Source organism: Maribacter huludaoensis (assembly GCF_029350945.1).
In the GTDB taxonomy this organism is placed as follows: Bacteria; Bacteroidota; Bacteroidia; order Flavobacteriales; family Flavobacteriaceae; genus Maribacter; species Maribacter huludaoensis.
The window spans coordinates 147,560-173,253 of record NZ_JARKMS010000003.1 but is presented as its reverse complement, the minus strand read 5'-3'; the positions used below and the strand labels follow the sequence as shown (position 1 = coordinate 173,253).

Genomic DNA, 25,694 nt, shown 5'->3' with positions numbered 1-25,694 from the left:
ATAATAAAGTATCAAAGATAGCATATAATTACATTTTGCTTAGTAGTTAAAAAGTAGTTAAACGATTATGAAATGGTATAAAAACAAGTAATTTTGTGCAGAATAAGTTAAATCTTTAATGAATATGAAAAAAATAGCAAGTCTCTTGTTTGTATCTGTATTTGCCGGTGCAATTACATTGGGCGCTTACAAACTATTTTTCGAGAAAGAAAATTTTACTGTTATTAGCCAAGAAAACAACGGTGCGGTCGTTAATACCAACTACACACCTACATCTGCCAGAGGTGCCGGCATTAATGAAGTGGACTTTACCATAGCTGCCGAAAATACCGTAAATGCCGTAGTACACGTTAAGAATATTACGATAAGCCAAGCACCTACTACTATTTTCGATTTTTTTTATGGCACCAGCAGAAGTTCGGTACCACAGGTAGGAACAGGATCAGGAGTAATTATATCTTCTGACGGATATATTGTAACCAATAACCATGTTATCAATAAAGCTACACAATTACAGGTAACTTTAAACAACAATAGAACTTATAATGCCGAGCTAATAGGCACGGACCCAAATTCTGATATTGCGCTGATAAAAATAGACCCAAAAGAAAAATTACCATATTTGGCTTTTGGTGATTCTGACCATACTAAGATTGGAGAGTGGGTCTTGGCAGTTGGTAATCCTTTCAACTTAACCTCTACGGTTACCGCAGGTATCGTAAGCGCAAAAGCAAGAAATCTTGGTAAGAACCAATCGTTCATACAAACAGATGCAGCGGTAAATCCAGGTAATTCAGGTGGTGCACTGGTAAACACTAACGGAGATTTAGTAGGAATAAACACGGCAATTACGTCACAAACAGGATCATATGTGGGCTATTCTTTTGCCGTACCCAGTAATATTGCCAAAAAGGTTGTTCAAGATATTTTAGAGTATGGAAATGTTCAAAAAGGTTTTATGGGCATTAGTCCTGCTCCTGTAAACACTAGAGATGCTATAGAAAAAGGAATTAATAACATAGATGGTGTATATATTGAATTGGTGGAAGAGGAATCTGCGGCCCAAGAGGCCGGAATCTTAGTCGGTGATATTATTAAAAAAGTCGATGAAATCGATGTTCACAAATATCCTGACCTAACCGGTTACCTATCTACAAAAAGACCTGGAGATACCTTGTCGTTAATTGTGGACAGAAATGAAGAACTACTTACACTACCTATAGTATTAAAAGAAAGACAATCTCTAATTGTACCGGAAATGGGATTGGAAGTTCGGAATTTGACCGAACACGACAAGAAAGTTTACAAAACTACATCTGGTGTTAAAATTACCGGTGTGCCTGAAAGATACAGGGGTTACGGTTTATCCGAAAAGGTAATCATTAAGGTAGATGATCATGAAATAGGAAATATTGACGATGCCTTTACTGCATTTGGCAGTATCTCCAAATATGGAAAAACGGTTATAGTCATGGTAGGTTCAAATGGTGAAAGAGACCGATTGATTTTTCAATAAAAAATAAAATTTAAAATACAGCCTTCGTAAAAACGAAGGCTTTTTTTTGAAAAATATTTATTTTAAGTGCTTAATTTTTCTAGTTTTGTGCGAATTCTAAAAATAATCAACTAATTATGGCTTCACAGAGCACATTTGAAAAAGAACTGGCATTTCAAGCAGATCGTAGAAAAGCTACGACCGAATTTATCAAAATCGTAAGCGATTTATGGTATGATAAGGCTATTGAAATTGTTCTTTTTAAAAATCAGGTTATTGACAAAAATGTAAGCGATATTATTCACTTGCACGAATACGCTGGTGAATTTGTACAAAAACCGATATCCATTTTTGATTCGGTAGAAATTCTTCGGTCAATTTCAGACATGATGCTTCCACCCTCAAAACTTGACATCGGTAAGCTAACTTATGAATACCATTCAGACACCAATATTTTAAATAATGTAAAATCTTTTGTTATAGATAAGTTGCAATCTGCACAAGATTTCAAAAGCATAGAACCAAAAGATGTTGTTCTATATGGCTTTGGGCGTATAGGCAGATTAGTTGCCAGAGAATTAATGTCCAAAACAGGCAAAGGAAACCAATTACGTTTAAGAGCAATTGTGGTAAGAGGTAAACCAAGTATAGAAAATCTTGAAAAAAGAGCCAGCTTACTTAAAACAGATTCCGTACATGGTATTTTCAATGGTACCGTAAAGGTAGATTATGCCAATCTAAAACTGATCATAAACGGTACAACGGTACATGTCATATATGCAAATATGCCAGAAGAGATCGACTATACCGAATATGGCATTAATGACGCTTTGGTCATTGATAATACTGGTGCATTCAGAACCAAAGAGCAATTGGAAAGACACCTACAGGCAAAAGGCGCTTCAAAAGTTCTTTTAACCGCACCAGGTAAAGAGGTAGCTAATATTGTTCACGGAGTAAATCATTTGGAATACAGCCCAGATGACACCCAAATCTTTTCTGCAGCTTCTTGTACCACTAACGCCATCACCCCTATCTTAAAGGCTATAGAGGAAACTTTAGGTATTGAAAAAGGTCATTTAGAAACTATTCACGCATATACCAATGATCAAAATTTGGTCGATAACATGCATGGTAAATACCGAAGAGGTAGAGCGGCCGGTTTAAATATGGTCATCACCGAAACCGGAGCAGGAAAAGCAGTGACCAAGGCACTACCATCGTTAATGGGGAAATTAACTTCTAACGCGATCAGGGTTCCTGTACCTAACGGTTCTTTGGCAATATTGAATCTTGATGTAAATCAAAAAACATCTCTTGAAGGCGTTAACAGCATGATCAAAAAGTATGCTCTTGAAGGTGACTTGGTAGAACAAATTAAATATTCCTTGGATAAAGAATTGGTATCATCGGATATTATAGGTACTTCTGCCCCATCTATATATGATAGTATGGCTACTATTGTATCTGAATCAGGTAAAAATATTGTCCTTTATATATGGTATGATAATGAATACGGCTATTCGCACCAAGTTATTCGTTTGGCAAAGTATATTGCCAAAGTCCGTCGTTTTACATATTACTAATAGTCTTATGGCAAAACATCCATTTGATGATTACTTACGTAGTTAAATAAACAGTTTTATGCTTTGTACTTTTTTTTCATAATTAAAGAATTATAAAGTACTTTAGTCAACTCTAAATTATTCAAATTAACCTAAGGATTTATTACATGAAGTTTTATAGAATACTAATGTTGCTTGCCTTTCTTTTAGCTAGCAATGTACATTTTGCGCAAGACACTGAAGAAGAGGAAGATAAATTATCTCTTGATGAAGGTCCTATCAGTAATCAGTTTGATTATATAGCTAAGCGTTCAGGAAATTATAGAGCTGATGGTGTTAGATACGAAGTAGTGAAAGAATCAAATCTGTTCAAGATCAGAAAGAATGTTTTGGATTCTATTGCCGCCATGAATAAAAAAACGGTTGAACTTAAATCAACAATTGCAGAGCATGAAACTACAATAACATCATTAAATAAAAAATTAGAGGAAACAACTACTAATTTGGGTGCGGTAACAGAAGAAAAAGATAGCATGTCTTTCTTAGGTCTGCCAGTATCCAAAGGCACATATAATTTTGTTCTTTGGACTATTATTGGAGGTTTATTCTTAACCCTGGGTCTATTTATTTATAAATTCAGAAATAGTAACATTTTAACACAAGAAGCAAAACAAAACCTTTCTGAACTAGAAGTTGAATATGAAGACCACAGACGTAGAGCTTTAGAAAGAGAACAAAAAATTAGTAGACAGTTACAAGACGAAATTAATAAACAGAAGAAAACCAAATAATTAAAAGCTCCTTAACGGAGCTTTTTTTTTTGATATGACACAAATAAAGAAAATAACAAAAGCAGAAATTAAAGAGATTATTCCTCTTTTTGATGCCTATAGAGTTTTTTACAAAATGCAGTCTGATCTTGATGCCGCTTCTAAGTTTTTAGATGATAGAATAAACAAAAAAGACTCCATCATATTTGGTGCATATATTAATGATAAAGCCGTAGGTTTCACCCAGCTTTATTATACATTCTCTTCTGTAAGCCTGCAAAAATCCTTGATCCTTAACGACCTATATGTAGACCACAACTTTAGAAAACAGTCTATAGGAGAACAATTACTGCAGACAGCCAAAGAGTTTTGTAAAGAAAATAACTATAAAGGTTTGGCATTGGAAACCGCTATTGACAATCCTGCTCAAAAATTATATGAGAAATTAGGATGGCAGAAAGATTTGCATGCTTTTCATTACTTTTGGCAGGTTAAATGACGATGCAAAATCAAAAGATGCGAATAGATATTATTACCGTACTACCTGAATTATTAACTAGCCCCTTTGAAGCTTCAATATTAAAAAGAGCAATTGATAAGGGATTGGTAGAAGTCCATTTTCACAACATTAGAGATTACACAACTACCAAGTACCGTAATGTGGACGATTATCAGTTTGGCGGTGGTGCGGGTATGGTCTTAATGATAGAGCCAATAGACAAGTGTATTACCGAACTAAAATCGCAGCGCGATTATGATGAAGTAATTTATATGACACCAGATGGCACTACTTTAAACCAGAAAATGGCGAACACACTTTCAATGGTAGAAAACATTATAATTTTGTGCGGTCATTATAAAGGGGTAGATCAACGGGTAAGAGATGCATTTATTACCAAAGAAATATCTATTGGGGATTATGTACTTTCTGGCGGAGAATTGGGAGCTGCGGTTCTTTGTGATGCTATAATAAGATTATTACCAGGTGTTTTAAACGATGAAACCTCTGCCCTAACAGATACTTTTCAAGACGGACTATTGGCTCCACCAGTATACACGAGACCCGCGGAATACAAAGGTATGAACGTCCCAAATGTATTGTTAAGCGGAAATTTCGGCAAAATTGAAGAATGGCGTGAAAATCAAGCATATGAGCGCACAGAAAAGCTTAGACCCGATCTACTTAAGTAGCAAAACCCTTATTGCAAAAGAAAAAATAAAATAAACGCTTGTGTGTTATAATTTAAATATTATTTTTGCACCCTGTTAGAACAACCTCTGACGATAATCGTGAATGTTGCTTTAATTTAATTCCTATTTAAAAAAAACAATGGAATCATTAATAAAATTTGTACAAGACGAGTTTGTAACTAAAAAAGATTTTCCAAAATTTTCGGCCGGTGACACTATCACTGTTTATTACGAAATTAAGGAAGGTGAAAAAACTAGAACGCAGTTCTTTAAAGGAGTTGTAATACAACGTAGAGGTTCTGGTTCAACAGAAACGTTTACAATCCGTAAAATGTCAGGTACCGTAGGTGTTGAACGTATCTTCCCGGTAAACTTACCTGCATTACAGAAAATTGAAGTTAACAAACGTGGTAAAGTACGTAGATCTAGAATTTACTACTTCCGTGAATTAACCGGTAAAAAGGCTAGAATTAAAGAAATTAGAGGATAAATCTATTTTCTTAACTTATATAAAGCACTGTTTCTTTTTGAGGCGGTGCTTTTTTTATGAACAAAAGTTAACAACACATGTTCATAAGGTGTTGATTAATAAAAGTTTACAGATATTACATTTGAATTATATTTTTTTGTAGATTGTAGTGTAGTTAAAAAATTGAAACGACGAAAAATTCAATTTAAACCTACTACGAAGTTTACGTTCTTTCGTATTGCTGTTTTACTATTTAATTTAAAATTAAATAGTTGAATTTTAATTCTACAGGCTGTCGCTTATAGAATACAAAATAAATTGAACTATAAAAACACTATATACTAGGTTTTTATTTTACAATAAGAACGGCAAGAAAAAATGATGTGTAGATGTTAGGTAGCGTACCTGAGAATCGAAAAACATTTTAAAACGTTGAATTAGTGAAGCGGATGCAATCAAGGGTTGCCGTTCCAATGAAAAATTGGAACAAACTGTTCGTAAACTTTTTCTAAAAAGCCATATCATTGTATGCGTACATTGATATGGCTTTTGTTATTTAACAAAACTTCTTTTCAAGCCTGAAATATTAAGGCATCTCCACGTTTTAAAACTTTTAGAAAATCGTATATTTGTTCCGCTTAAATTAAAACAAACTGCACATGTCCAAAATTTTTTACACTAAAACAGACGAAGCGCCAGCTTTGGCAACGGAGTCTTTTTTACCTATTGTTAAAGCTTTTACCAAATCATCAGGAATTGAAATTGAAACGAAAGACATTTCTTTGGCCGGTAGAATAGCCGCTACATTTCCTGAATTTTTAACAAAGGAACAACAGGTATCCAATGATTTGGAAGAATTGGGCAACATGGCCAAAAAGCCAGAAGCGAATATTATAAAATTACCTAATATAAGTGCTTCAGTTCCACAATTGAACGAAGCAATTACAGAATTACAATCTAAAGGTTACAATTTACCTAACTACCCAGACGAGCCTAAGAATGACGAGGAAAAGGAAATAAAGGCCAAATATGACAAGATAAAAGGTAGTGCGGTCAATCCTGTTTTACGCGAAGGAAACTCTGACCGTAGAGCGCCAAGAGCCGTAAAAAATTATGCAAAACAGAACCCGCACAGTATGGGTGCCTGGAGCCCTAGCTCCAAAACGCACGTGGCTACTATGGGTGACGGTGATTTTCAGGCAAATGAAAAATCATTGACGTTGAACGATGCCACATCAGTGCAAATTAAATTAGTCTCAGAGAATTCTGAAACAATACTAAAAGATAACCTTGGTCTACTTAAAGGCGAAATTATTGATGCTACCGTAATGAACAAAACGGCACTTTTGGACTTTTTGGAAAAAGAAGTCAAAGATGCCAAGGATAAAGGTGTTCTTTTCTCGGTTCATTTAAAAGCTACTATGATGAAAGTGTCCGACCCTATTATTTTTGGACATGTCGTAGAAACTTTTTTAAAGCCGGTGTTCGTAAAATATGCAGATACCTTTGACACTTTAGGTATAAGCCCTAACGATGGTTTGGCTAGTTTATACCAGAAAATAGAAAAGCTACCTGATAGTGAAAAAGATGCCATTATCAAAGATTTGGATGCAGCTCTTGCAAACGGACCTGATTTGGCTATGGTTAATTCTGATAAAGGTATCACCAACCTACATGTTCCTAGTGATATAATTATTGATGCCTCCATGCCTGCAATGATCAGAAATTCTGGTCAGATGTGGAACAAGGAAGGTAAGGCCCAGGATACTAAAGCAGTTATTCCAGATAGCAGTTATGCAGGTATATATAGTGCAACCATAAACTTCTGTAAAGAACATGGCGCTTTTGACCCTACTACTATGGGTACGGTACCAAATGTGGGGCTTATGGCGCAAAAAGCTGAAGAATACGGTTCACATGACAAGACTTTTGAAATTAAACAGGCCGGAACGGTACAAGTTGTAGATGTAGCAACAGGTAACGTTTTAATGGAACATGCTGTAAATGCCGGAGATATTTGGCGTATGTGCCAGGTTAAGGACGCACCTATTGAAGACTGGGTAAAATTAGCCGTATCAAGAGCAAAGGCAACAAATGATCCCGCTATTTTCTGGTTAGACGAAAATAGAGCGCATGATGCAGAACTAATTAAAAAAGTCAATACTTATTTAGCAAAAGAAGATACAGCCGGATTAGATATTCAAATAATGTCGCCAATTAAAGCCACTGAATTTACCTTAAAACGAATGAAGGCAGGCAAGGATACTATTTCGGTATCCGGTAACGTATTACGAGACTATCTAACAGATCTATTCCCAATTTTAGAGGTTGGAACCAGTGCAAAAATGCTTTCTATTGTTCCATTAATGAACGGTGGCGGTCTTTTTGAAACTGGTGCAGGTGGTTCTGCTCCTAAACACGTAGAGCAATTTGTGGAAGAAGGACATCTTAGATGGGATTCTTTAGGTGAATTTTTGGCTCTTGGGGTTTCTTTAGAATTCTATGGCGAAAAAAATAACAATGCGGCAGCCAAAGTTCTAGGAGATACATTAGATAGTGCTACTGAGAAATTTTTGTTGAACGACAAATCACCTTCTAGAAAGGTAAAAGAAATTGATACTAGAGGAAGCCACTTCTATTTGGCAAAATATTGGGCCGAAGCTTTAGCGCTACAAAATGACAATGCCGAGCTTAAAGCTATCTTTTCAAAAGTGAGTTCTGAAATAAATTCTAAAGAATCAGATATTCTAACAGAATTAATTGACGCGCAAGGTTCTTCTCAAGAAATTGGCGGTTATTATAAACCAGACCCATCTTTAGTAGAAAAAGCTATGAGACCAAGTAAAACCTTAAATGGCATTTTAGACTCCATTTAATCTTATAATTTTTTTTAATTAATACCCTCAATCATAGTTGAGGGTATTTTTTTTACCCGGTAATTAGTTGTAGGAGTATCTGGTATTTCTAAGTATTTTTACTAAAAAAAATTGATGAAAGAATATTTACCGCTTATTCTTATCTCATTCCTTTGCTTATCTTTTGTATCATGGGGACAACAGAAGTACACCTTAAGTGGCTCTATTGCTGAATCTAACAGCAATGAAACATTAATTGGGGTAACGGTTGCCATTCCTGAATTGAATACGGGCGTTACCACAAACGAATATGGTTTTTATTCTATTTCCCTTCCCAAAGGCACTTATACCGTTCTAATCAGCTATTTAGGTTTTGAAGATATCATAGAAAAAATTGAACTGACCGAAAATAGACGTAAAGATTATTTATTAGTTGAAGAAGCCGAGCAGTTAGAGGAAGTCGTGGTTACGGAGAACGTAGAAAAGATGGACATTAGAAAGCCCCAAATGAGTGTCAATACACTTTCTGTAGGTACCATAAAAAAAATACCGGTAATACTAGGCGAGGCAGATGTTATAAAATCTATATTGCTGCTGCCGGGTGTCACCAATGCAGGTGAAGGTGCATCCGGATTTAATGTACGTGGTGGCGCAGCTGATCAAAATCTCATCTTGTTAGATGAAGCTATCATCTTTAATTCATCTCACTTATTCGGTTTTTTCTCCGTATTTAATCCTGATGCCATAAAAGACGTAAAACTTTATAAAGGCGGTATTCCCGCAAGATATGGTGGCAGAGTATCCTCCGTTTTAGATATTTTTCAAAAAGAAGGGAACAGTAAAGAGTTTAAAATCAACGGTGGTATCGGTGCCGTTGCCAGTAGACTTTTGATCGAAGGACCAATTAAAAAGGATAAGGCCGCATTTCTTATAGGTGGTAGAGCATCATACGCCCATTTATTTCTTCCTCTTTTTGATGTGGACAATACCGCATATTTCTATGACCTGAATACCAAGCTAAACTATAGGTTAAATGAAAAAAACAATATATTCCTGTCTGGCTATTTTGGCCGAGATGTATTCGGGATCAATGATAGCTTCGTTAACACCTATGGGAATACGGTAGGTAATTTTAGATGGAACCATTTGTTCTCCGATAAACTTTTTTCCAACCTCTCGCTAATCTATTCTGATTACTATTACGGGCTTAAATTAGATTTCGTAGGTTTTAATTGGAATTCCGGTATTAAAAATTTTAATGTAAAGTATGATCTTAAGCACTATGCAACCGATAAACTACAAGTAAACTACGGTGTCAACAATGTATACTACCAATTTAATCCGGGTAAGATTGAGCCCAGTAACGCTGAATCAGGAATTATTGAAGAACAGTTGATTCAAAAATATGCAAATGAATTTGCTGCCTATGTTGATTTTGAACATAGAATAACCGATGACCTTAGCCTTGGTTACGGTCTGCGTTTTAGCCATTTCATGAGACTAGGTCAAGATGAACTCAATGTATACGCCAATAACAACCCTGTTGAATTTGACCCGTTATTATTAATTTATAAAGAAGCGGAACCTATTGATGTTATAACCCCCGGTAGAGGAACCACACTATCTAACTTCAGTAATTTTGAACCAAGGGCATCACTGTCATATACCCTGAACGAGACCAGCTCAATTAAAGCCAGCTATACAAGATTGGCGCAGTATTTACATCTTCTATCAAATACCAGCTCCCCTACTCCTTTAGATGTATGGACACCAAGCGGACCATTTACAAAACCACAGCTTTTAGACCAATATGCCTTTGGATACTTTAAAAATTTCAACGAAGGTGATTATTCATTTGAAACGGAAGTGTTTTATAAAGACGTTCAAAACAGAATAGATTATATAGATGGTGCAAATTTAATTGCCAATAATGCTATTGAACAGGTTATTTTAAATGGAGAAGCAAGAGCATATGGACTAGAGGTTTTACTTCGCAAAAACGAAGGTAAACTACAAGGTTGGCTAGCATACACGTTATCTAAATCCGAACAACGTACACCCGGTAGAACATCTAATGTGGACAATGGGCGTAGCAATATTGAAACCGGCATTAATTTTGGCAACTGGTACAACACTCCATACGATAAAACCCACGACCTTTCAATGTTCGTAAGCTATGATGCAAATGAGAAATGGAGTTTTAGCGGTAATTTCACTTACCAAACCGGACAACCTACAAATTACCCGATCGGTCAATTTCAATTTCAGAACTTAACCGTGCCGTATTATGGTTTACGTAATACACAAAGACTACCGGCATACAATCGCCTTGATCTCTCTGCCACATTGACTCCAAGAAAAAACAAATCAAGAAAAATTAAGGGAGAATGGGTTTTTAGCCTATACAATGTTTACAATAGAAGAAATGCCGCCTCTATTAGCTTTAGACAAAATGATGACACAGGGGTTAACGAAGCGGTGCGTACCTCTATTTTCGGTATAGTACCTGCAGTTACCTACAATTTTAAATTATAAGCTATGAAACGCTATTTAACATTTATATTGACGATAATACTTTTCGCCTCTTGCGAAGACGTTATTGATGTAGAGCTTCCGGATGATGTCAGCAGACTCATTGTAAACGGAGTGATCAGAGTTGATGAAACCGAAGAGTTCCTACCCATTGAAATAGTGGTTTCTGAAAGTAGTTCTTTTTTTGAAGAGAATATGGTTGCAACAATTGAAAGCGCCATCATTTATTACGGCACACCTAGAGAAGATGCTCCTGAAATATTGGAAGGCGGCGGAGTATCTAACTTGGCAGAATTAGAACCAGGTAGCGGTATATGGGTTCCAGACCCTTCATTTGATAGTGACCAAAGAATAAGGGTTGAAAATATAAATGAAGGAGATGTTTTTCAACTGATAATAACAACAGACAATGAACAATATTTGGCTACTACCACCTATGTAAAATCAGTACCTATAGACTCTTTACAGCAAGGCGACGAAACTCTGTTCTCCGGTGACGAAACAGAGGTTATCGTTACCTTCACAGACCCTGGTGATAGCGATGATTTTTATTTACTTGACCTTGATTTTGGAGAGTTTCTTGTAACGGAAGATGAATTTTACCAAGGGCAAACATTTGTATTTTCATACTTCTATGACAATGAACTGGAAATAAACACCAGTTCTATCGTAGATATAAGCCTTATTGGGGTTGATGAGGCTTTTTATAATTACATGAACCAGATTATTGTGCAATCCGGTGGTGATCAAGGTCCTTTTCAAACTCCCGCAGCTACCGTACGCGGCAATATTATAAATGTTACGGGAATAGATAATGATGAAGTTGTGGACAATGTAGACCGTACGGATAATTATGCCTTAGGATATTTCGCCATTGTAGAAGAGTATAAAGACAGTATAACCATAACAGAAAATGAAACGAACAGATAAAGATTTACTTGTTACAGGGCTAAAAAAACTGGCACTTACCGTAGTACTAATGTTTACGGCACCAATTGTTCTATGGCAAGCATTTAAAAATCAAGAACACTTTTTATTTTGGCCTGTTTGCATACTTGGCGTAATTCTTGCATTTTTTGCCGTTAGAACAGGTTTTAGAGGAATAATGACGATTATGGATTCTATGTTCGGAAAAAGAACCAAAACATCTTAATCCTTGGGAATTTTAGTAGTATTCTTCCACTTATTATACAGTTTATCATAATCATAGTCCAAAACAGTTTCCTGTCTTTCTAACTTGCCTTGGGAGAATGCACGCTGCAAAATATCCTCTATTAAATAGTCTTCCTCTATATGGTCTGGATGAAATTCTTCTTTAATACTAATATTAAAAAGCTTTGCCGTAGTATTGTACCAAAACGCACGCCAACCATTTCTAAGATCTTTTACCAAGTCAAAAGCGGTAGCGCCTGTTTGCCTATAAATTAGTTTTACCAAAATCTGCCCCTCGGTTCGTGTCAGTTTTTTAAGTTCTTCAGAAAATTCTTCTTCAATAAATTTCTGAACTTTTTTAGTGTACTTTTTTCGCTTTCTGTTGTTTTTCATGTTTGCCAAACTATCGTTTAGCTCAACCAACCGTTCTGCCGCCATCTTTGCATACGGATATACTTTTTGTGTTTTTCTACGTAAAATATAATAGCGTAACTTTTCATCGTATGAAGAGAATTTTAGCTTTCCGAACACGTATGCCTCCTGCAAAGCTATTGAACTTTGCACCAAAGAATCTCCGGCAACAATGATCATCTTTTCCGTAATTGAATCAAGTTCCTGTTCTTCTACTTGAGCATGGGCTTTTGACATACCGCAGAAGAGCAAAATAAATAGTAAAAAGTTATATTTCATTACCATAGGCTAAACAAAAGTCCTGCCAAAATTAACGATTATTAAAGAAGGTTATTATTAATACAACGCTAATATTGTTAAGTTTGTATTTTAAATTTACATTGATGGCTAATAAAAAAATAATTACCAAAAAGTCTGAAGACTTTTTTGAAAAATACTTGAATAATGCCGCCCCTACAGGATATGAGTGGGAAGGGCAAAAAATTTGGATGGACTACCTAAAACCTTATGTAGATACGTTCATTACGGACACATACGGTACGGCGGTAGGTGTTATAAATCCTGATGCCAAATATAAGGTTGTTATTGAAGGACATGCCGATGAAATTTCTTGGTATGTAAACTATATCACAGATAATGGATTGATTCATGTAATCAGAAATGGTGGTAGTGACCATCTAATTGCCCCGTCTAAATGGGTAAACATCCATACAACCAAAGGTATCGTTAAAGGTATTTTTGGCTGGCCGGCTATTCATACACGCAAAGGAGACAAGGAAGAAACACCAAAAATTGAGAATATTACGGTTGACGTTGGCGCAACTACTAAAGAGGAAGTTGAAAAACTTGGCGTTCACGTAGGTTGTGTAATTACTTACCCAGACGAGTTTCAAATTCTTAACAAGAACAAATACGTTTGCAGGGCAATAGACAACAGGGCAGGCGGATTTATGATTGCCGAAGTTGCCCGTTTATTGCACGAGAACAAGGTAAAATTGCCATTCGGACTATACATCACTAATTCTGTACAGGAAGAAATTGGTTTACGTGGTGCGGAAATGATAACACAGACTATAAAACCCAACGTGGCAATAGTAACAGATGTTTGTCATGATACTACAACACCAATGATCAAAAAAGAGGTACAAGGTCACACTGAAATTGGTTTAGGTCCTGTTATTTCTTATGCTCCTGCAGTTCAAAATAAATTGCGCGAACGTATCATTAAAACTGCTGAAGATAACAAGATACCGTTTCAAAGAATGGCCGCTTCTAGATCTACAGGTACAGATACCGATGCTTTTGCCTATAGTAACGGTGGAGTAGCTTCTGCTCTAATTTCATTACCATTGCGCTATATGCATACTACGGTAGAAACGGTTCATAAAGATGATGTTGAAAATGTAATTCGTTTGATTTATGAAACATTGTTAACAATTAAAGACGGAGAAACTTTTAGCTACTTCGATTAAATTTATATAATCCCTCTTTCAACAGAGGGATTTTTTTTGTGCTATGGATGAATTAATTGACATTTTAGATGATGAAGGGAACATGACGAATACCACCGCCATGAAGTCTGAAGCGCACAAAAATGGATGGTTTCATCAAACAGTTCATATCTGGTTCTATACTTCGGATGGAAAAATTCTAATGCAGCAAAGAGGAAAGAATAAAGATGTTTACCCTTTACTTTGGGATGTATCCGTTGCAGGACATATTGGCGCTGGAGAATCAATTGTAAATTCTGCCGTGCGTGAAATAGAAGAAGAAATAGGACTGTTTATAGCCCCTTCTGAATTAGACAAAATCGGAACATTTAAATCCGTCAAAAATCATTCTAAAATATTAAAGGATTATGAGTTTCATCACACCTTCATTGCCACACTAAAATTACCCTTTAGTGAACTTCAAAAGCAAGATAGTGAGGTTGAAGCCTTAAAACTGGTTTCTATAAATGAATTTAGCAAGGCATTGAAAGACCCAATTGCACACAACTATGTCCCTCACGATATTTCTTATTACGAAACTATTTTAAAAGAAATATCCAACAAAGAAATCAATTTATAAGAATTATATTATTCTTTAAAATCCTGATTCTTCTGCCATTTTTACAACACCAACGGTTAAAATTAAATTTGCAAAACGTCTTTGCTCACCTGTCTGAATAATTAAGGTAGTATTTGGGTCTCTAATTTTATCATAAAAAGCCCATCGTTCCATTTCTTCCCAAGTGACATCTCCAAGTAACTTTTTATATGCATCATGAATCTCTGCACTTGCTTCTGCAGGCTTTTCCATAACTATAGCACCTTGTACAGGGCAAACTTCTAAAATTCCTTCTAAAACAGTCAATGCATCTAACAATCCCGGACGAAAATTTAAATGTACCGTTGTAGAATTGGGCCCAGTCATTGCACCTACAGGTAAATTACCATCTGCAATTACCACTTGTGCAAAATGACCTGAGCGCCCAAGCGCCTCCATTATTTGTGGATGTATAACCGGAGTCTTTAACATATGTAAATTTTTTAAAAAGAATAAGAAAATAAAACCCTAGTCACTTAAAAAGGTGAACTAGGGTTTCTAAAAGATTACGACCTGCTACATATTGTAGACACCTCCATTTATATCAAGTGTAGCGCCTGTAATAAACCCATCATACTCAGATGCTAAATATAATACAGCTCTAGCTACGTCATCCGCATTACCCGCCCTTTGAATAGGAATACCTTTTGTAGTTTCTGCGGCAGATTCTTTAGTTGTATGTGTATTATGGAACGAGGTACCTAAGATAAGTCCTGGTGCAACTGCATTAACTCTTGTACCCTGTGGTCCCAATTCTGATGCAAGTGCTCTTGTATAGGTTAAAATAGCTCCTTTACTGGTAGAGTATACCAATGATCCGGGGTGACCACCTTTACGGCCGGCCAATGAAGCTAAGTTGACAATGCTACTGTTTTCGTTCTTTGCCAAATAAGGTGATGCCGCACGCGTGACAAACATCATAGATGTTAAGTTGATATCCATCACCTTATGCCAAAATTGAGTTTCCATTTCACTAAGCAACTTTCTAGCAACCAAAGACCCTGCATTATTTACAAGTATATTTAAACCGCCAAAAGCTTCTACTGTTTTTTCAACTAAGGCATTGGCATCTTCTTCTTTTGTTAAATCTCCAGATATTGCGATAGCTCTCAAACCTTTACCCAATGCATACTTTACCAACTCGTTTGCGGTATCGGCACTTGAAAAGTAATGTATGGCAACATTTGCGCCACTATCTATAAAATGCTTGGTAATTGCTTCTCCTATGCCTTGAGCACCTGCAGTAATAAGTATATTTTTCCCAGATAATTTGCTACTATTCGTCATACTATAATTATAAAATTGATTTCATTTTGGATTCTTGCCTTTATCTATTGCACAGCATAGAACTGCACAACCAGATTGGTTAACCAAATATAATCAAAAATGACTCAGTAAGATATATTCTGATTTTTAAGTATTTAACTTAAAGAAGTTACAAATTGAGAAACATTGTCCAAACTATACTCTTGCTGAGAACCTTCTAGCATGTTTTTTACAACGAACGAATTATTTTCCAACTCTTGTTCCCCTAGTAAAATTACGTAAGGCACATTACGGTTATTGGCATATTTCATTTGCTTCTGCATCTTGGCGCTAGAAGGGTAAATATCCGCTTTAACACCAGATTTGCGTAGTTGACTAACCACTTTCAAGGTAGCCATAGCTTCCCTTTCACCAAAATTAACGCATAAAACCTGAAGTGATCTGTCAATTGCCTCTGGGAAAAGATCTAAATCTTCCAATACCAAATAAATACGGTCTAGACCAAATGATATACCTACGCCACTCACGTTCTTTAAGCCAAAAATACCGGTGAGATCATCATAACGTCCACCACCGCCTATTGACCCCATTTTTACACCTGCTGGTGCTGCAACTTCAAATATTGCCCCGGTATAGTAATTTAAACCACGCGCAAGAGTTACATCAATAGATAATTTTGCAGACTGTAGGCCTAAAGTGGAAATAGCCTGTAATATAAAGCGAAGTTCCTGCAAACCTTTTTTACCTTCTTCAGAATCTTTTAAAAGACCATCTAAACGTTGTAATTGTTCGTCGTTATTGCCCTGTGGTAAAAACAATGGTGATGCTTTTGCAATTGCTTCTTCTGTAATACCCTTGGCAAGCATTTCTTTTTTGACTCCGTCCTCCCCTATTTTATCCAGCTTATCCAAAGCAACGGTAAAATCTATCAATAAATCTTTAGCCCCTATTACTTCCGCTATACCTGCCAAGATTTTTCTATTGTTCATTTTAATGGTGACACCCTCTAATTTTAAATCGGAAAATACGGCGTCATACAATTGAACCAGCTCTACTTCTTGTAATAATGAATCTGAACCAACTACATCTGCATCACATTGAAAAAACTCTCTAAATCTACCTTTCTGTGGTCTATCTGCCCTCCAAACAGGTTGAATTTGATAGCGCTTAAACGGAAAATCCAATTCATTTTGATGCATGACAACGTAACGTGCAAATGGTACGGTTAGATCGTAGCGTAATGCCTTCTCTGTAATCTTTGGCGCTATATTGTTAGAATTCTTTTCAGCGTACGTAGCATCATCGACCTTTCTAAGAAAATCACCAGAATTCAAAATCTTAAAAATTAATCGATCACCTTCTTCTCCATATTTACCCAATAACGTATCTGAATTCTCAAAAGAAGGGGTTTCAATAGGCTGAAAACCATACGTTTGAAAGTTCTTCTTGATAATATCAAAAATGTAATTACGCTTTGCTATTTCCGATGGATTAAAATCGCGAGTCCCTTTTGGTATAGATGGTTTTTGTGCCATTAATGTTTTATTGTTTTACAAATATAACCCGCAACAGGGCAAGGCTATATTCTGCTAGTATGATTTTTGGATTTTTATAGTTTTATTTGGTAACGATTACTTTCTCGAACCATTTATACAATTCTCCCTTTGTAATGACCGCACCCTGCTTTATCAACAAGAACTTATCAACGTTTTTGTCATCGGTATATGCTTTTGAAGCCGTCAAATACTCTACAAAATCAGATTGCCAGTTTCTTTTAAACCAGTCAAAACCTACCGTTGTGGTCAAATCTATTTCAGGGTTCATCACTTTTACAGAAATCAATTTCATTTCTTTATCGGTTAAATGAAAAAGATGCATTTGCTTATCTGAAATATTCTCTAAATAAGAAACCTTGCTCAACACTCCTTCCCAAACCAAATCGCTAAAAACGTCTAGTTCTTCTTCTGCTACTTTTGGTTTATCTCTCTTAATTTCATCCCACTCATCGCCAGTAATAGATTGTGTCGCCAGAAAATTAATGAATTCTGGATGCAACTCTTCTAATTGTTCTTTTGTTAGCCTCGTATATTTCATTTTGCAAAAATAAAAAGCCCTAACATATTTGCTAGGGCTTTTACAACTTAATTTTATAAACTTAGAAGATATATCTCAATCCTACTTGTGCTTGCCATCTAGATAACAAACTAGCATCGTATCCAAAAGTTTCGGTCAATTCCGGATTGAACGTGTATGTTGGTACACTTGAATCTGGATCAACCGTTACACCTACTGGCTGAATATTGTTTGGCTGTTGTACCAATCCCCAATCAGAACTGATCATATTACCAATATTCAACACATCTACACTAAATTGAATAGTGTTGGTCTTACCTTCAGAAACAGTAATTTTATAATCTTGTAAGAATTTAACATCCCAACGACCTCTCCATGGTGCTAAAGCTCCGTAACGCTCTGCATACTGACCTCTACGACCACTTAAGTAATCATCTTGAGCAATATAAGCATCAAAAGCAGCTCCTTGACCTGCACCTGAAAATTGCATCTGACCAATTTCAGCAGTTGTAGGCACATAGATAAGATCGTTGATACCGGAGCCATCTCCGTTTATATCACCTCCATAAGTGTAATTGAACCTACCACCTTGTGCATATTCAAAGAACGTAGAAAGTGTAGTTGCCCATTTACCGTATTGCCAATTTTTACTAGCTACACCAATGAACCTATGCTTATCGCCATATTTAGAGGGTGCCAGAACATCTGCATTAACATCGTTTACAATAGGGTTTCCGGCAAAGGCATCTGATGTAATCTCCGCTTCAATAGAGTTTACATCTTTTGCATCTAAGTAGCTGTAGGCCATCATTGCATACAACCCATTATTAAAATTTTTCTGTGCCTTTAAAGACGCATTCCAAATTCTACCTTTATTTGAATTTGTAAAAACATATGGTCCGGCTCCTAAACCAAAGCTGTTCAATAAATCTCCAGAAGTATAAGTAGATCTTGTATCTACACCAGATAAATTTCCTGATGGTGATGTCAATGCCCAGTTTTGTACATGAGGACCATTGATATCTTTTGTATACGATACATCTGCTGTAAGTACCATACCATCTTCCAAACGCTTATCTACCCCTAAATTAGTTCTCCAAACTTGTGGAAACTTGTAATCTGGATCAACCGCCTGCAAGAAAAATACATCTGGAGAAGAAATTTGGTTTCCTAACCATACAAATGGAAAACGACCTGTAAACAAACCAGAACCACCACGTAATTGCAATGATTTATCTTCATAGACATCATAGTTAAAACCTACTCTTGGCGAAATCAACCAATCATTAGAGGGCATCTGTGTGTTATCAATGAATACTGTTTCACCTGTATTAGGATTTTGGTATGGCTGATCAGCAATTACAAAACCTCTATCAATAACATCTTGTGCCTTTTCTGCGGAATCAAAGAACAAAGGTTTATCAAAACGAACACCGTATGTTAATTTAAACTTATCACTTACACTCCACTCGTCCTGCACGTAAAAAGCCAACTGACCAACATTGGTTTCGGCCAAAGCCCAACCTTCGCCATCGGGAACTGCATTATTTGCATTAAAAGTAGCTTGAGGGCCCGCAAAATCATAGTTTGTTGCGTCAAAATCAGCTATATCAACACTTCCGAACAAATCAAAACCATAAGCAGTTAGATTAAATGAATTATCGAACATGAACTTCTCTAGTGAAAAACCTACAGTATAAGTATGGTCACCTTTATAAAAATTTAAATTGTTGGTAATCTGAAATACCTTTTGATCAAGTCTATTATTGGCCGAAAAAGGCTCATGACCAGCTATAATATAGTTTGAACCATCTTTTGCAATATTAATAGATGGCGCAGGTGTAGAGAACGGATTTCTAAAATCGTTGAAATGAGTATACCCAACCTGCAATTTATTTGATGCCGTTTCCGATAAGGTAGAGTTTAATTCAACTTGTACCGATCTGATCTCATTGTTAATTTCATATCCAGAATTCTGAAATTGTAACGTATTTGCATTAGGTCCTCTAAACTGTATTGCCGAAGGGTGCGCAGGCTTCTGCTTAGAAGCATTTAAAAAGTTATAGATAACTGCCAAACGGTTGTTATCATTAATATTCCAATCTAATTTAAAAAGACCTTTTGTAGATTCCGCATCATGCGTAAACCCTTCATATGCTCCCGGGTCATAACCTACTGCCAATAATTGATCTCTAACAGCAATTAAATCACTTTCTAAAACCCTAGATTCATTTATTGCACCAGAGCCGGTATTTGGCACCCAACCGTTAGTACCTAAATCTGTACGGTCGTCTCTTTCAAAGTTGGCAAAAAAGAAAAGTTTGTTTTTTACTATTGGGCCACCAATGCTAACGCCGTATTGACTTTGGTCTAATTTAGGCTTAACAATATCGTCTCCTTTTATTTTTCCACCGGTCATATCCTCATTTCTGAAAAAACCGTAAACAGTTCCATGAAATTCATTGCTACCACTCTTGGTCACTGCATTTACGGAAGCTCCGGTAAAACCTGACTGAGTTACATCATAGGGTGCTGTAGATACTTGAATTTGATCGATAGCATCTAAAGAAATAGGCTGGGAATCTGTTTGACCACCTGGTGTGGCAGCATCAAGACCAAAAGGATTATTGAATATAGCCCCGTCTAAAGAAAAATTATTGAATTGATCATTTCTACCTCCAAAAGAGTTTCCGCTGGCCGTAGGCTCTAGACGTGTAAAATCTTGGGCCGATCTAGAAATAGTAGGTAAACGTGTTAGCTCTCTTCTACCTACACTAGTTTCTGCACCAGTTCTATCACTATTAAAAGTTCCAGATCGATCAGATACCACGGTAACTTCGTCCAAAGCTTGACTTTCACTTGCCAGTTTAACATCAACGTTGAAGGTTTGACCTAAGGACAAATTTACGTTTGTAAGCAAATAAGGCTTAAAGCCTACATAAGAAATTTCAACCGTGTAAGGACCACCAACACGAAGGTTTAATAGGTTGAACCTACCATCTTCATTGGTAATTGAACCGTACTTAGTACCTGTTGGGGTGTGAACAGCGACAACGTTAGCGCCAAATAGTGGTTGATTTTGATCATCCATTACCAAACCTCGAATATTAGAGGTGGTAACTTGACCATAGGTTGCACTTACAAAAAGTAGCAACAACAATTGAAAAAACAGGGTGTTTTTCATTTTTATTGGTTTTGAGTTATTTATGAGTTCTTTAACAAAAATACCAATAAAAAAAGAGCTATGCACGCATAGCTCTTTTAAATTTATCTACTGAACGTTAATTATTTTTGCTCCGCAACTACTTCGAAACCAAAATCAACGATAACCTCACGGTGTAATCTAATTTGTGCATTGTAAGGTCCAGTTCTTTTAACTGCACCACCTTGAATACTAATGAATTTCTTGTCAATAGTATGACCTTCTTTTTCAATTGCATCTGCCAAATCACCATTAGTAACTGATCCAAATAATTTATCTGCGGCACCAGTCTTAGCAGTAATCTTCAATTCCAAAGCTTTTAACGCTTCTTCTACTTTCTTAGCAGCGTCAACAACTTTTTTATCTTTATGTGCTCTTTGCTTTAGGTTCTCAGCTAAAACTTTTTTAGCAGAAACAGTAGCCATAGTTGCCAAGCCTTGAGGTATAAGGAAATTTCTTCCGTAACCGTTCTTAACATTTACTATATCGTCTTTAAAACCTAAATTTTGTACGTCTTCTTTTAATATAAGCTCCATGATTCTTTTCTTATTATTTTAATAAATCAGCAACATATGGCATTAACGCCAAATGACGAGCTCTTTTTACGGCTTGTGCCACTTTTCTTTGATACTTCAACGAAGTTCCTGTAAGTCTTCTAGGTAACAATTTACCTTGCTCGTTTACCAACTTCAATAAAAAATCTGCATCTTTATAATCTACGTATTTAATACCAGATTTTTTAAAACGACAATACTTCTTTTTTGTGTTGGTCTCAATGTTTAATGGAGTTAGATATCTGATCTCTCCATCTTTCTTTCCTTTTGCCTGTTGTTGTAATGTTGCCATAATACTTAAGCTTTAGCGGTTTTGTTTCTTGTTCTTCTTTTTTCTGCCCATGCAATTGCGTGCTTGTCCAATTTAACGGTCAAGAAACGCATAACACGTTCATCTCTTCTAAACTCTTGCTCGTAAGGTGTAACTACCTCACCAGAGTTAGTAAATTCAAACAAGTGGTAAAATCCACTCTTTTTGTTTTGAATAGGATAAGCTAACTTCTTTAGCCCCCAGTTCTCTTTAGCTACCATTTTGGCGCCATTGTTAATTAAGAAATCTTCGAATTTCTTAACTGTTTCCTCTATCTGAACATCAGATAGAACGGGATTCAAAATGAAAACAGTTTCGTAATGGTTCATATTATATTTGTTTTTAAGGAGTGCAAAAATAGATATTTTTTTAAAATAAATATAAGAAATACGAATATTCTTCGTTATTGAAGGGTAACAACATTAAAAATTAATCCAAATCTTAAACATATCATCATTACCAATTACACGATCAACAGTGCATTGTTCACATCTTTTGTTGCAGTTCAGCTTGTTTTTTCGGTTCTTTGTCGATGATTTAACCCCACAAATCAACCCTTATGAAGTTAAGAAGTATCATCGTTGACGACTCATCTATGCAAAGGATGGCCGTTGCCAAGTTGGTAAACAATCATCCAAATTTAACTATGGTAGCCGAATACAGTAATGCTATCGAGGCTAAAAATGGAATCAAGAACCATGAGATAGATCTTATATTTCTTGATGTTGAGATGCCAATTATCACAGGATTCGACCTACTCGAGTCCCTAGAAAACAGTCCTCAGGTAATTTTAATTACCGGTAAACCAGATTATGCACTTAAAGCATTTGACTATGATGTAACGGATTATTTACATAAACCGATTACTATGGCACGTTTTGATGCATCTGTTAAAAGAGCAGTTGCAAATTACGAACAACTGCACAGAGTAAATGAAGACGAAGAGCATATTTTTGTAAAGAGCAACCTTAAGAAAAGAAAGGTTATCTTAAATGATATTAAGTGGATAGAAGCTCTTGGCGACTATATAAAATTAGTAACCGACGAAGCCAATATTGTAATCTTATCAACAATGAAGTCTTTTGAAAAGCAATTGCCGGAAGATAAATTTTTAAGAATTCACAAATCATATATCATTAACCTAGAAAAGGTTGAAAAATTCAACAGCAAAAACGTTGAAGTAAGCGGTAGATCAATACCACTTAGTAGAAATAAAAAAACAGAACTAGCCGAAGCGCTAAGCAACGTATAATATATGGTATAATTTTACTTTTAAAAAGACCGCTAATTAGCGGTCTTTTTATTTATATATGGTCTACATTATAAATGACCCTAACACTTCTATACATTGCCACTGCTTTAAACGATTTTTCAATTCGTCTAATATTCGTTTTGGTTTGTGCCAATGAATGTGTTTTTTGCACTTTAATAACAATATGTTTTAAATATTGATTTCGTATTCTAGCCACTGGCGGATATTCCGGACCCAGAACCGTACCGCCAAAATTTGTACGTAATGCATTCGCAAACCAATCTGCGGCATCATTAAGAACATTGTAATTTTTATGTTTAAAAGTTACCTTTATAATTCTATTGACCGGCGGATACTTAAACTGCTCCCTCTCATATAATTGTTCACTGTACATGCCTTCAAAATCACCGGTTGTTACTTGCTTTAATATTTGATGATAGGGATTATAGGTTTGAATAATTACACGCCCTCTCTTTTTAGTACGTCCTGCCCTACCCGATACTTGCGTTAACAATTGATACGTTCTTTCATGAGCTCTATAATCTGGAAAATTCAATAAAGAATCTGCGTTCATAACACCTACCAAATTCACATTTCTAAAATCCAGCCCCTTGGTTACCATTTGGGTACCAACCAAAATATCAAGTTCTTGCTGCTCAAAGGCAGTAATTATTTTTTCATAGCCATGTTTGCCCCGTGTGGTATCCAAATCCATTCTTCCCACCTTTACTTCTGGAAACAACTCAGATACCTCTTTTTCTATTTGTTCCGTACCGAAACCTTTTGTATCCAATTCTGGACTTCCACAGGCAAAACAAATTTCTGGTAATGCGGTATGATGACCACAATAATGACAGCGTAATTGTTTTCTATATTGATGATAGGTTAAACTTACATCACAATTTGGGCATTGCGGGGTATGACCACATGTTAAACATTCCATCAATGGCGCAAATCCTCTTCTATTTTGAAAAAGTATGATTTGCATACCTTCATTCAAGGTTTCTTCCATCTCCATAAAGAGACGTTCAGAAAAATGACCTTTCATCTTTCTCTTTCTAGATGCCTCTTTAATATCCACCAATTCCATTTCCGGCATTAAGACATTGCCATAACGCCTAGTAATTTCTGCATAACCATATTTACCCGTTTGGGCATTGTAATAACTCTCTACGCTTGGCGTTGCCGAACCTAGCAGAATATTTGCCTTATGTAGATGCCCTAAAACTATTGCCGCATCTCTTGCATGATACCTAGGTGCCGGATCAAATTGCTTAAAAGAACTCTCATGTTCTTCATCTACAATTATCAACCCCAATTTACTAAACGGTAAGTACATTGCCGATCTAGCCCCAATAACTAATTGGGCCTTAGGTTTTGCCTGTAAAATATTTTGCCAAACCTCTACGCGTTCCTGTACATTATACTTAGAATGGTAAATGGCAATTTTCTCACCAAAATATTCTTGTAACCTGCTAATAAGTTGTGTAGTCAAAGCAATTTCAGGCAATAAATACAATGCTTGCAAACCTTTTTCCAACCATTCTTCTATCAATTTTACATAAACCTCTGTTTTACCAGAAGATGTCACCCCTTTCAACAGGGTAACTTTCCCTGTATTGAATGAATTCTTAATATCGACTAAAGCCGCTTTTTGGTATTCGTTTAAATCTTTAGTATCGGCATTATCATTTTCGCCTTCATAATTAACGCGGTCTGTCTTTATAAAATACTCCTCTAAAATTCCTTTATCAACGAGAGATTTTATAACGGCCTTTGAGGAATTGCTAGATGCTTCAAGCTCAGAAACCTTAATTGGATTCTGACTCCTACCCTGTAACTGAAATAAAGAAAGCACCACTTGACTTTGTTTTGGCGCCCTGGTCAATGTTTTTAAAAGTTCTTCCAACTTTTCATCGGCCGTATATTCTTTTCCTAATTTGACATACCTAACCAATTTAGGTTTGTACTGCTCATAGACTTCCTCTTTTAGGACAATGACTTTTTTCTCTAATAATCGCTTAAGAATTGGTAGCACATTTTTACGTTCTATAATAGCAGAAATCTCTTGAACTTTTAATATAGTTTGATGCTGTAAAGCTTCAAATACCAAAAACTCATCATCTAAAAGATCATTTTCATCAATCTCATATTCCTTATTTCTAAGTACCAAGGTTTCACTTTCCAATAAAAAAGCACTTGGCAATGCACTACGCACCACTTCACCTAAGGTACACATGTAATAGGAAGCTATCCACTCCCAATGTTTTAACTGCGTAAAATTTACTATTGGGAAATCATCTAAAATCTGATGAATTTCTTTTGCCTCATAGACTTCTGGAGGATTTTCATGAACACTTTGAACTACCCCGGTGTAAATCTTTGTTTTACCAAAAGGTACCGCTACGCGCATACCCGGTTGCAATAATGCGGCTTCTTCAGCAGTTACACTATAGGTAAAACTTTTCTCTAACGGAATTGGTAATATTACATTAATAAAGTTCGCCAT

At 36.0% G+C, this 25,694-nt stretch carries 23 protein-coding genes; 13 read left to right on the top strand and 10 right to left on the bottom strand.

What is annotated here, in order from left to right; genetic code table 11:
* The first annotated feature begins 124 nt into the window (after positions 1-124).
* From PXC01_RS10655 to PXC01_RS10610, 10 genes are all read left to right on the top strand, one after another.
* Positions 125-1,516, top strand: coding sequence for a S1C family serine protease (locus tag PXC01_RS10655; protein WP_276472282.1), 1,392 nt, complete (start codon positions 125-127; stop codon positions 1,514-1,516).
* Positions 1,517-1,632: 116 nt separating this feature from the next.
* Complete coding sequence (locus PXC01_RS10650) at positions 1,633-3,081, top strand: glyceraldehyde-3-phosphate dehydrogenase (RefSeq protein ID WP_276472281.1); 1,449 nt, start codon at positions 1,633-1,635, stop codon at positions 3,079-3,081.
* Between the two features lie 146 nt (positions 3,082-3,227).
* Entirely contained in the window at positions 3,228-3,851 is a 624-nt protein-coding gene (locus tag PXC01_RS10645; protein ID WP_276472280.1) for a tRNA (guanine-N1)-methyltransferase, read from the top strand.
* A 34-nt stretch (positions 3,852-3,885) separates the two neighbouring features.
* Entirely contained in the window at positions 3,886-4,329 is a 444-nt protein-coding gene (locus tag PXC01_RS10640; protein ID WP_276472279.1) for a GNAT family N-acetyltransferase, read from the top strand.
* A gap of 17 nt (positions 4,330-4,346) precedes the next feature.
* The gene (gene trmD, locus PXC01_RS10635) at positions 4,347-5,021 is read left to right on the top strand and encodes a tRNA (guanosine(37)-N1)-methyltransferase TrmD (protein WP_276472278.1); all 675 of its coding nucleotides are present in this window, start codon (positions 4,347-4,349) and stop codon (positions 5,019-5,021) included.
* 139 nt (positions 5,022-5,160) lie between these two features.
* Positions 5,161-5,511, top strand: a complete 351-nt coding sequence (gene rplS / locus PXC01_RS10630) for a 50S ribosomal protein L19 (protein ID WP_076548108.1) — start codon at positions 5,161-5,163, stop codon at positions 5,509-5,511.
* A gap of 638 nt (positions 5,512-6,149) precedes the next feature.
* Positions 6,150-8,366, top strand: a complete 2,217-nt coding sequence (locus PXC01_RS10625) for an NADP-dependent isocitrate dehydrogenase (protein ID WP_276472277.1) — start codon at positions 6,150-6,152, stop codon at positions 8,364-8,366.
* 114 nt (positions 8,367-8,480) lie between these two features.
* The gene (locus PXC01_RS10620; protein WP_276472276.1) at positions 8,481-10,880 is read left to right on the top strand and encodes a TonB-dependent receptor; all 2,400 of its coding nucleotides are present in this window, start codon (positions 8,481-8,483) and stop codon (positions 10,878-10,880) included.
* A 3-nt stretch (positions 10,881-10,883) separates the two neighbouring features.
* Positions 10,884-11,807 carry a DUF4249 domain-containing protein gene (locus PXC01_RS10615; RefSeq protein WP_276472275.1) on the top strand — a complete coding sequence of 308 codons (924 nt, stop codon included), beginning with the start codon at positions 10,884-10,886 and terminating at the stop codon, positions 11,805-11,807.
* Positions 11,791-12,030: a DUF6095 family protein gene (locus tag PXC01_RS10610; protein WP_276472274.1), complete on the top strand. Its 240-nt coding sequence runs from the start codon at positions 11,791-11,793 to the stop codon at positions 12,028-12,030. The genes PXC01_RS10615 and PXC01_RS10610 overlap by 17 nt, the downstream gene beginning before the upstream one ends.
* Here PXC01_RS10610 and PXC01_RS10605 read toward each other — a convergent pair.
* The gene (locus PXC01_RS10605) at positions 12,027-12,719 is read right to left on the bottom strand and encodes a DUF4294 domain-containing protein (protein ID WP_276472273.1); all 693 of its coding nucleotides are present in this window, start codon (positions 12,717-12,719) and stop codon (positions 12,027-12,029) included. The two genes, PXC01_RS10610 and PXC01_RS10605, sit on opposite strands and share 4 nt — an antisense overlap.
* 104 nt (positions 12,720-12,823) lie before the next feature.
* Between PXC01_RS10605 and PXC01_RS10600 the strand changes: the two genes are divergently transcribed.
* Positions 12,824-13,912, top strand: coding sequence for a M42 family metallopeptidase (locus tag PXC01_RS10600; RefSeq protein WP_276472272.1), 1,089 nt, complete (start codon positions 12,824-12,826; stop codon positions 13,910-13,912).
* 43 nt (positions 13,913-13,955) lie between these two features.
* Entirely contained in the window at positions 13,956-14,510 is a 555-nt protein-coding gene (locus PXC01_RS10595) for an NUDIX hydrolase (RefSeq protein WP_276472271.1), read from the top strand.
* Positions 14,511-14,525: 15 nt separating this feature from the next.
* Here the strand turns inward: PXC01_RS10595 and PXC01_RS10590 are convergent, their stop codons facing one another.
* The 8 genes from PXC01_RS10590 to rpsF all read right to left on the bottom strand — a co-directional run bounded on the left by PXC01_RS10590 (position 14,526) and on the right by rpsF (position 22,262).
* On the bottom strand, positions 14,526-14,960 hold the full coding sequence (locus PXC01_RS10590) for an RbsD/FucU family protein (RefSeq protein WP_276472270.1): 435 nt from the start codon (positions 14,958-14,960) through the stop codon (positions 14,526-14,528).
* An 84-nt stretch (positions 14,961-15,044) separates the two neighbouring features.
* Positions 15,045-15,815, bottom strand: coding sequence for an SDR family NAD(P)-dependent oxidoreductase (locus PXC01_RS10585; RefSeq protein WP_276472269.1), 771 nt, complete (start codon positions 15,813-15,815; stop codon positions 15,045-15,047).
* Between the two features lie 134 nt (positions 15,816-15,949).
* Positions 15,950-17,329: a histidine--tRNA ligase gene (gene hisS / locus PXC01_RS10580; RefSeq protein WP_276472268.1), complete on the bottom strand. Its 1,380-nt coding sequence runs from the start codon at positions 17,327-17,329 to the stop codon at positions 15,950-15,952.
* Between the two features lie 82 nt (positions 17,330-17,411).
* Entirely contained in the window at positions 17,412-17,888 is a 477-nt protein-coding gene (locus PXC01_RS10575) for a DUF6495 family protein (RefSeq protein ID WP_276472267.1), read from the bottom strand.
* 61 nt (positions 17,889-17,949) lie between these two features.
* On the bottom strand, positions 17,950-21,051 hold the full coding sequence (locus PXC01_RS10570) for a TonB-dependent receptor (RefSeq protein WP_276472266.1): 3,102 nt from the start codon (positions 21,049-21,051) through the stop codon (positions 17,950-17,952).
* A gap of 101 nt (positions 21,052-21,152) precedes the next feature.
* The gene (gene rplI / locus PXC01_RS10565; RefSeq protein WP_276472265.1) at positions 21,153-21,605 is read right to left on the bottom strand and encodes a 50S ribosomal protein L9; all 453 of its coding nucleotides are present in this window, start codon (positions 21,603-21,605) and stop codon (positions 21,153-21,155) included.
* Between the two features lie 13 nt (positions 21,606-21,618).
* Positions 21,619-21,915 carry a 30S ribosomal protein S18 gene (rpsR, locus tag PXC01_RS10560; protein WP_027067300.1) on the bottom strand — a complete coding sequence of 99 codons (297 nt, stop codon included), beginning with the start codon at positions 21,913-21,915 and terminating at the stop codon, positions 21,619-21,621.
* A gap of 5 nt (positions 21,916-21,920) precedes the next feature.
* On the bottom strand, positions 21,921-22,262 hold the full coding sequence (gene rpsF / locus PXC01_RS10555) for a 30S ribosomal protein S6 (RefSeq protein ID WP_036154980.1): 342 nt from the start codon (positions 22,260-22,262) through the stop codon (positions 21,921-21,923).
* Positions 22,263-22,492: 230 nt separating this feature from the next.
* Here rpsF and PXC01_RS10550 point away from each other — a divergent pair, with 230 nt between their 5' ends.
* The gene (locus tag PXC01_RS10550; protein WP_027067302.1) at positions 22,493-23,185 is read left to right on the top strand and encodes a LytR/AlgR family response regulator transcription factor; all 693 of its coding nucleotides are present in this window, start codon (positions 22,493-22,495) and stop codon (positions 23,183-23,185) included.
* A gap of 52 nt (positions 23,186-23,237) precedes the next feature.
* On the opposite strand, the gene priA is transcribed toward PXC01_RS10550, so the two are convergent.
* The gene (gene priA / locus PXC01_RS10545; RefSeq protein WP_276472264.1) at positions 23,238-25,694 is read right to left on the bottom strand and encodes a replication restart helicase PriA; all 2,457 of its coding nucleotides are present in this window, start codon (positions 25,692-25,694) and stop codon (positions 23,238-23,240) included.

Excerpts from the sequence above, each read along its gene's own strand:
- PXC01_RS10605 (WP_276472273.1), bottom strand. The coding sequence starts at position 12,719 with ATGAAATATAACTTTTTACTATTTATTTTGCTCTTCTGCGGTATGTCA.
- rpsR (WP_027067300.1), bottom strand. The coding sequence starts at position 21,915 with ATGGCAACATTACAACAACAGGCAAAAGGAAAGAAAGATGGAGAGATC.
- priA (WP_276472264.1), bottom strand. The coding sequence starts at position 25,694 with ATGGCGAACTTTATTAATGTAATATTACCAATTCCGTTAGAGAAAAGT.
- PXC01_RS10550 (WP_027067302.1), top strand. The coding sequence starts at position 22,493 with ATGAAGTTAAGAAGTATCATCGTTGACGACTCATCTATGCAAAGGATG.
- rplS (WP_076548108.1), top strand. The coding sequence starts at position 5,161 with ATGGAATCATTAATAAAATTTGTACAAGACGAGTTTGTAACTAAAAAA.
- PXC01_RS10620 (WP_276472276.1), top strand. The coding sequence starts at position 8,481 with ATGAAAGAATATTTACCGCTTATTCTTATCTCATTCCTTTGCTTATCT.
- PXC01_RS10575 (WP_276472267.1), bottom strand. The coding sequence starts at position 17,888 with ATGAAATATACGAGGCTAACAAAAGAACAATTAGAAGAGTTGCATCCA.
- PXC01_RS10640 (WP_276472279.1), top strand. The coding sequence starts at position 3,886 with ATGACACAAATAAAGAAAATAACAAAAGCAGAAATTAAAGAGATTATT.
- PXC01_RS10615 (WP_276472275.1), top strand. The coding sequence starts at position 10,884 with ATGAAACGCTATTTAACATTTATATTGACGATAATACTTTTCGCCTCT.
- PXC01_RS10655 (WP_276472282.1), top strand. The coding sequence starts at position 125 with ATGAAAAAAATAGCAAGTCTCTTGTTTGTATCTGTATTTGCCGGTGCA.
- rpsF (WP_036154980.1), bottom strand. The coding sequence starts at position 22,262 with ATGAACCATTACGAAACTGTTTTCATTTTGAATCCCGTTCTATCTGAT.
- trmD (WP_276472278.1), top strand. The coding sequence starts at position 4,347 with ATGCGAATAGATATTATTACCGTACTACCTGAATTATTAACTAGCCCC.
- PXC01_RS10645 (WP_276472280.1), top strand. The coding sequence starts at position 3,228 with ATGAAGTTTTATAGAATACTAATGTTGCTTGCCTTTCTTTTAGCTAGC.
- PXC01_RS10610 (WP_276472274.1), top strand. The coding sequence starts at position 11,791 with ATGAAACGAACAGATAAAGATTTACTTGTTACAGGGCTAAAAAAACTG.
- PXC01_RS10585 (WP_276472269.1), bottom strand. The coding sequence starts at position 15,815 with ATGACGAATAGTAGCAAATTATCTGGGAAAAATATACTTATTACTGCA.
- rplI (WP_276472265.1), bottom strand. The coding sequence starts at position 21,605 with ATGGAGCTTATATTAAAAGAAGACGTACAAAATTTAGGTTTTAAAGAC.
- hisS (WP_276472268.1), bottom strand. The coding sequence starts at position 17,329 with ATGGCACAAAAACCATCTATACCAAAAGGGACTCGCGATTTTAATCCA.
- PXC01_RS10650 (WP_276472281.1), top strand. The coding sequence starts at position 1,633 with ATGGCTTCACAGAGCACATTTGAAAAAGAACTGGCATTTCAAGCAGAT.
- PXC01_RS10600 (WP_276472272.1), top strand. The coding sequence starts at position 12,824 with ATGGCTAATAAAAAAATAATTACCAAAAAGTCTGAAGACTTTTTTGAA.
- PXC01_RS10570 (WP_276472266.1), bottom strand. The coding sequence starts at position 21,051 with ATGAAAAACACCCTGTTTTTTCAATTGTTGTTGCTACTTTTTGTAAGT.
- PXC01_RS10595 (WP_276472271.1), top strand. The coding sequence starts at position 13,956 with ATGGATGAATTAATTGACATTTTAGATGATGAAGGGAACATGACGAAT.
- PXC01_RS10590 (WP_276472270.1), bottom strand. The coding sequence starts at position 14,960 with ATGTTAAAGACTCCGGTTATACATCCACAAATAATGGAGGCGCTTGGG.
- PXC01_RS10625 (WP_276472277.1), top strand. The coding sequence starts at position 6,150 with ATGTCCAAAATTTTTTACACTAAAACAGACGAAGCGCCAGCTTTGGCA.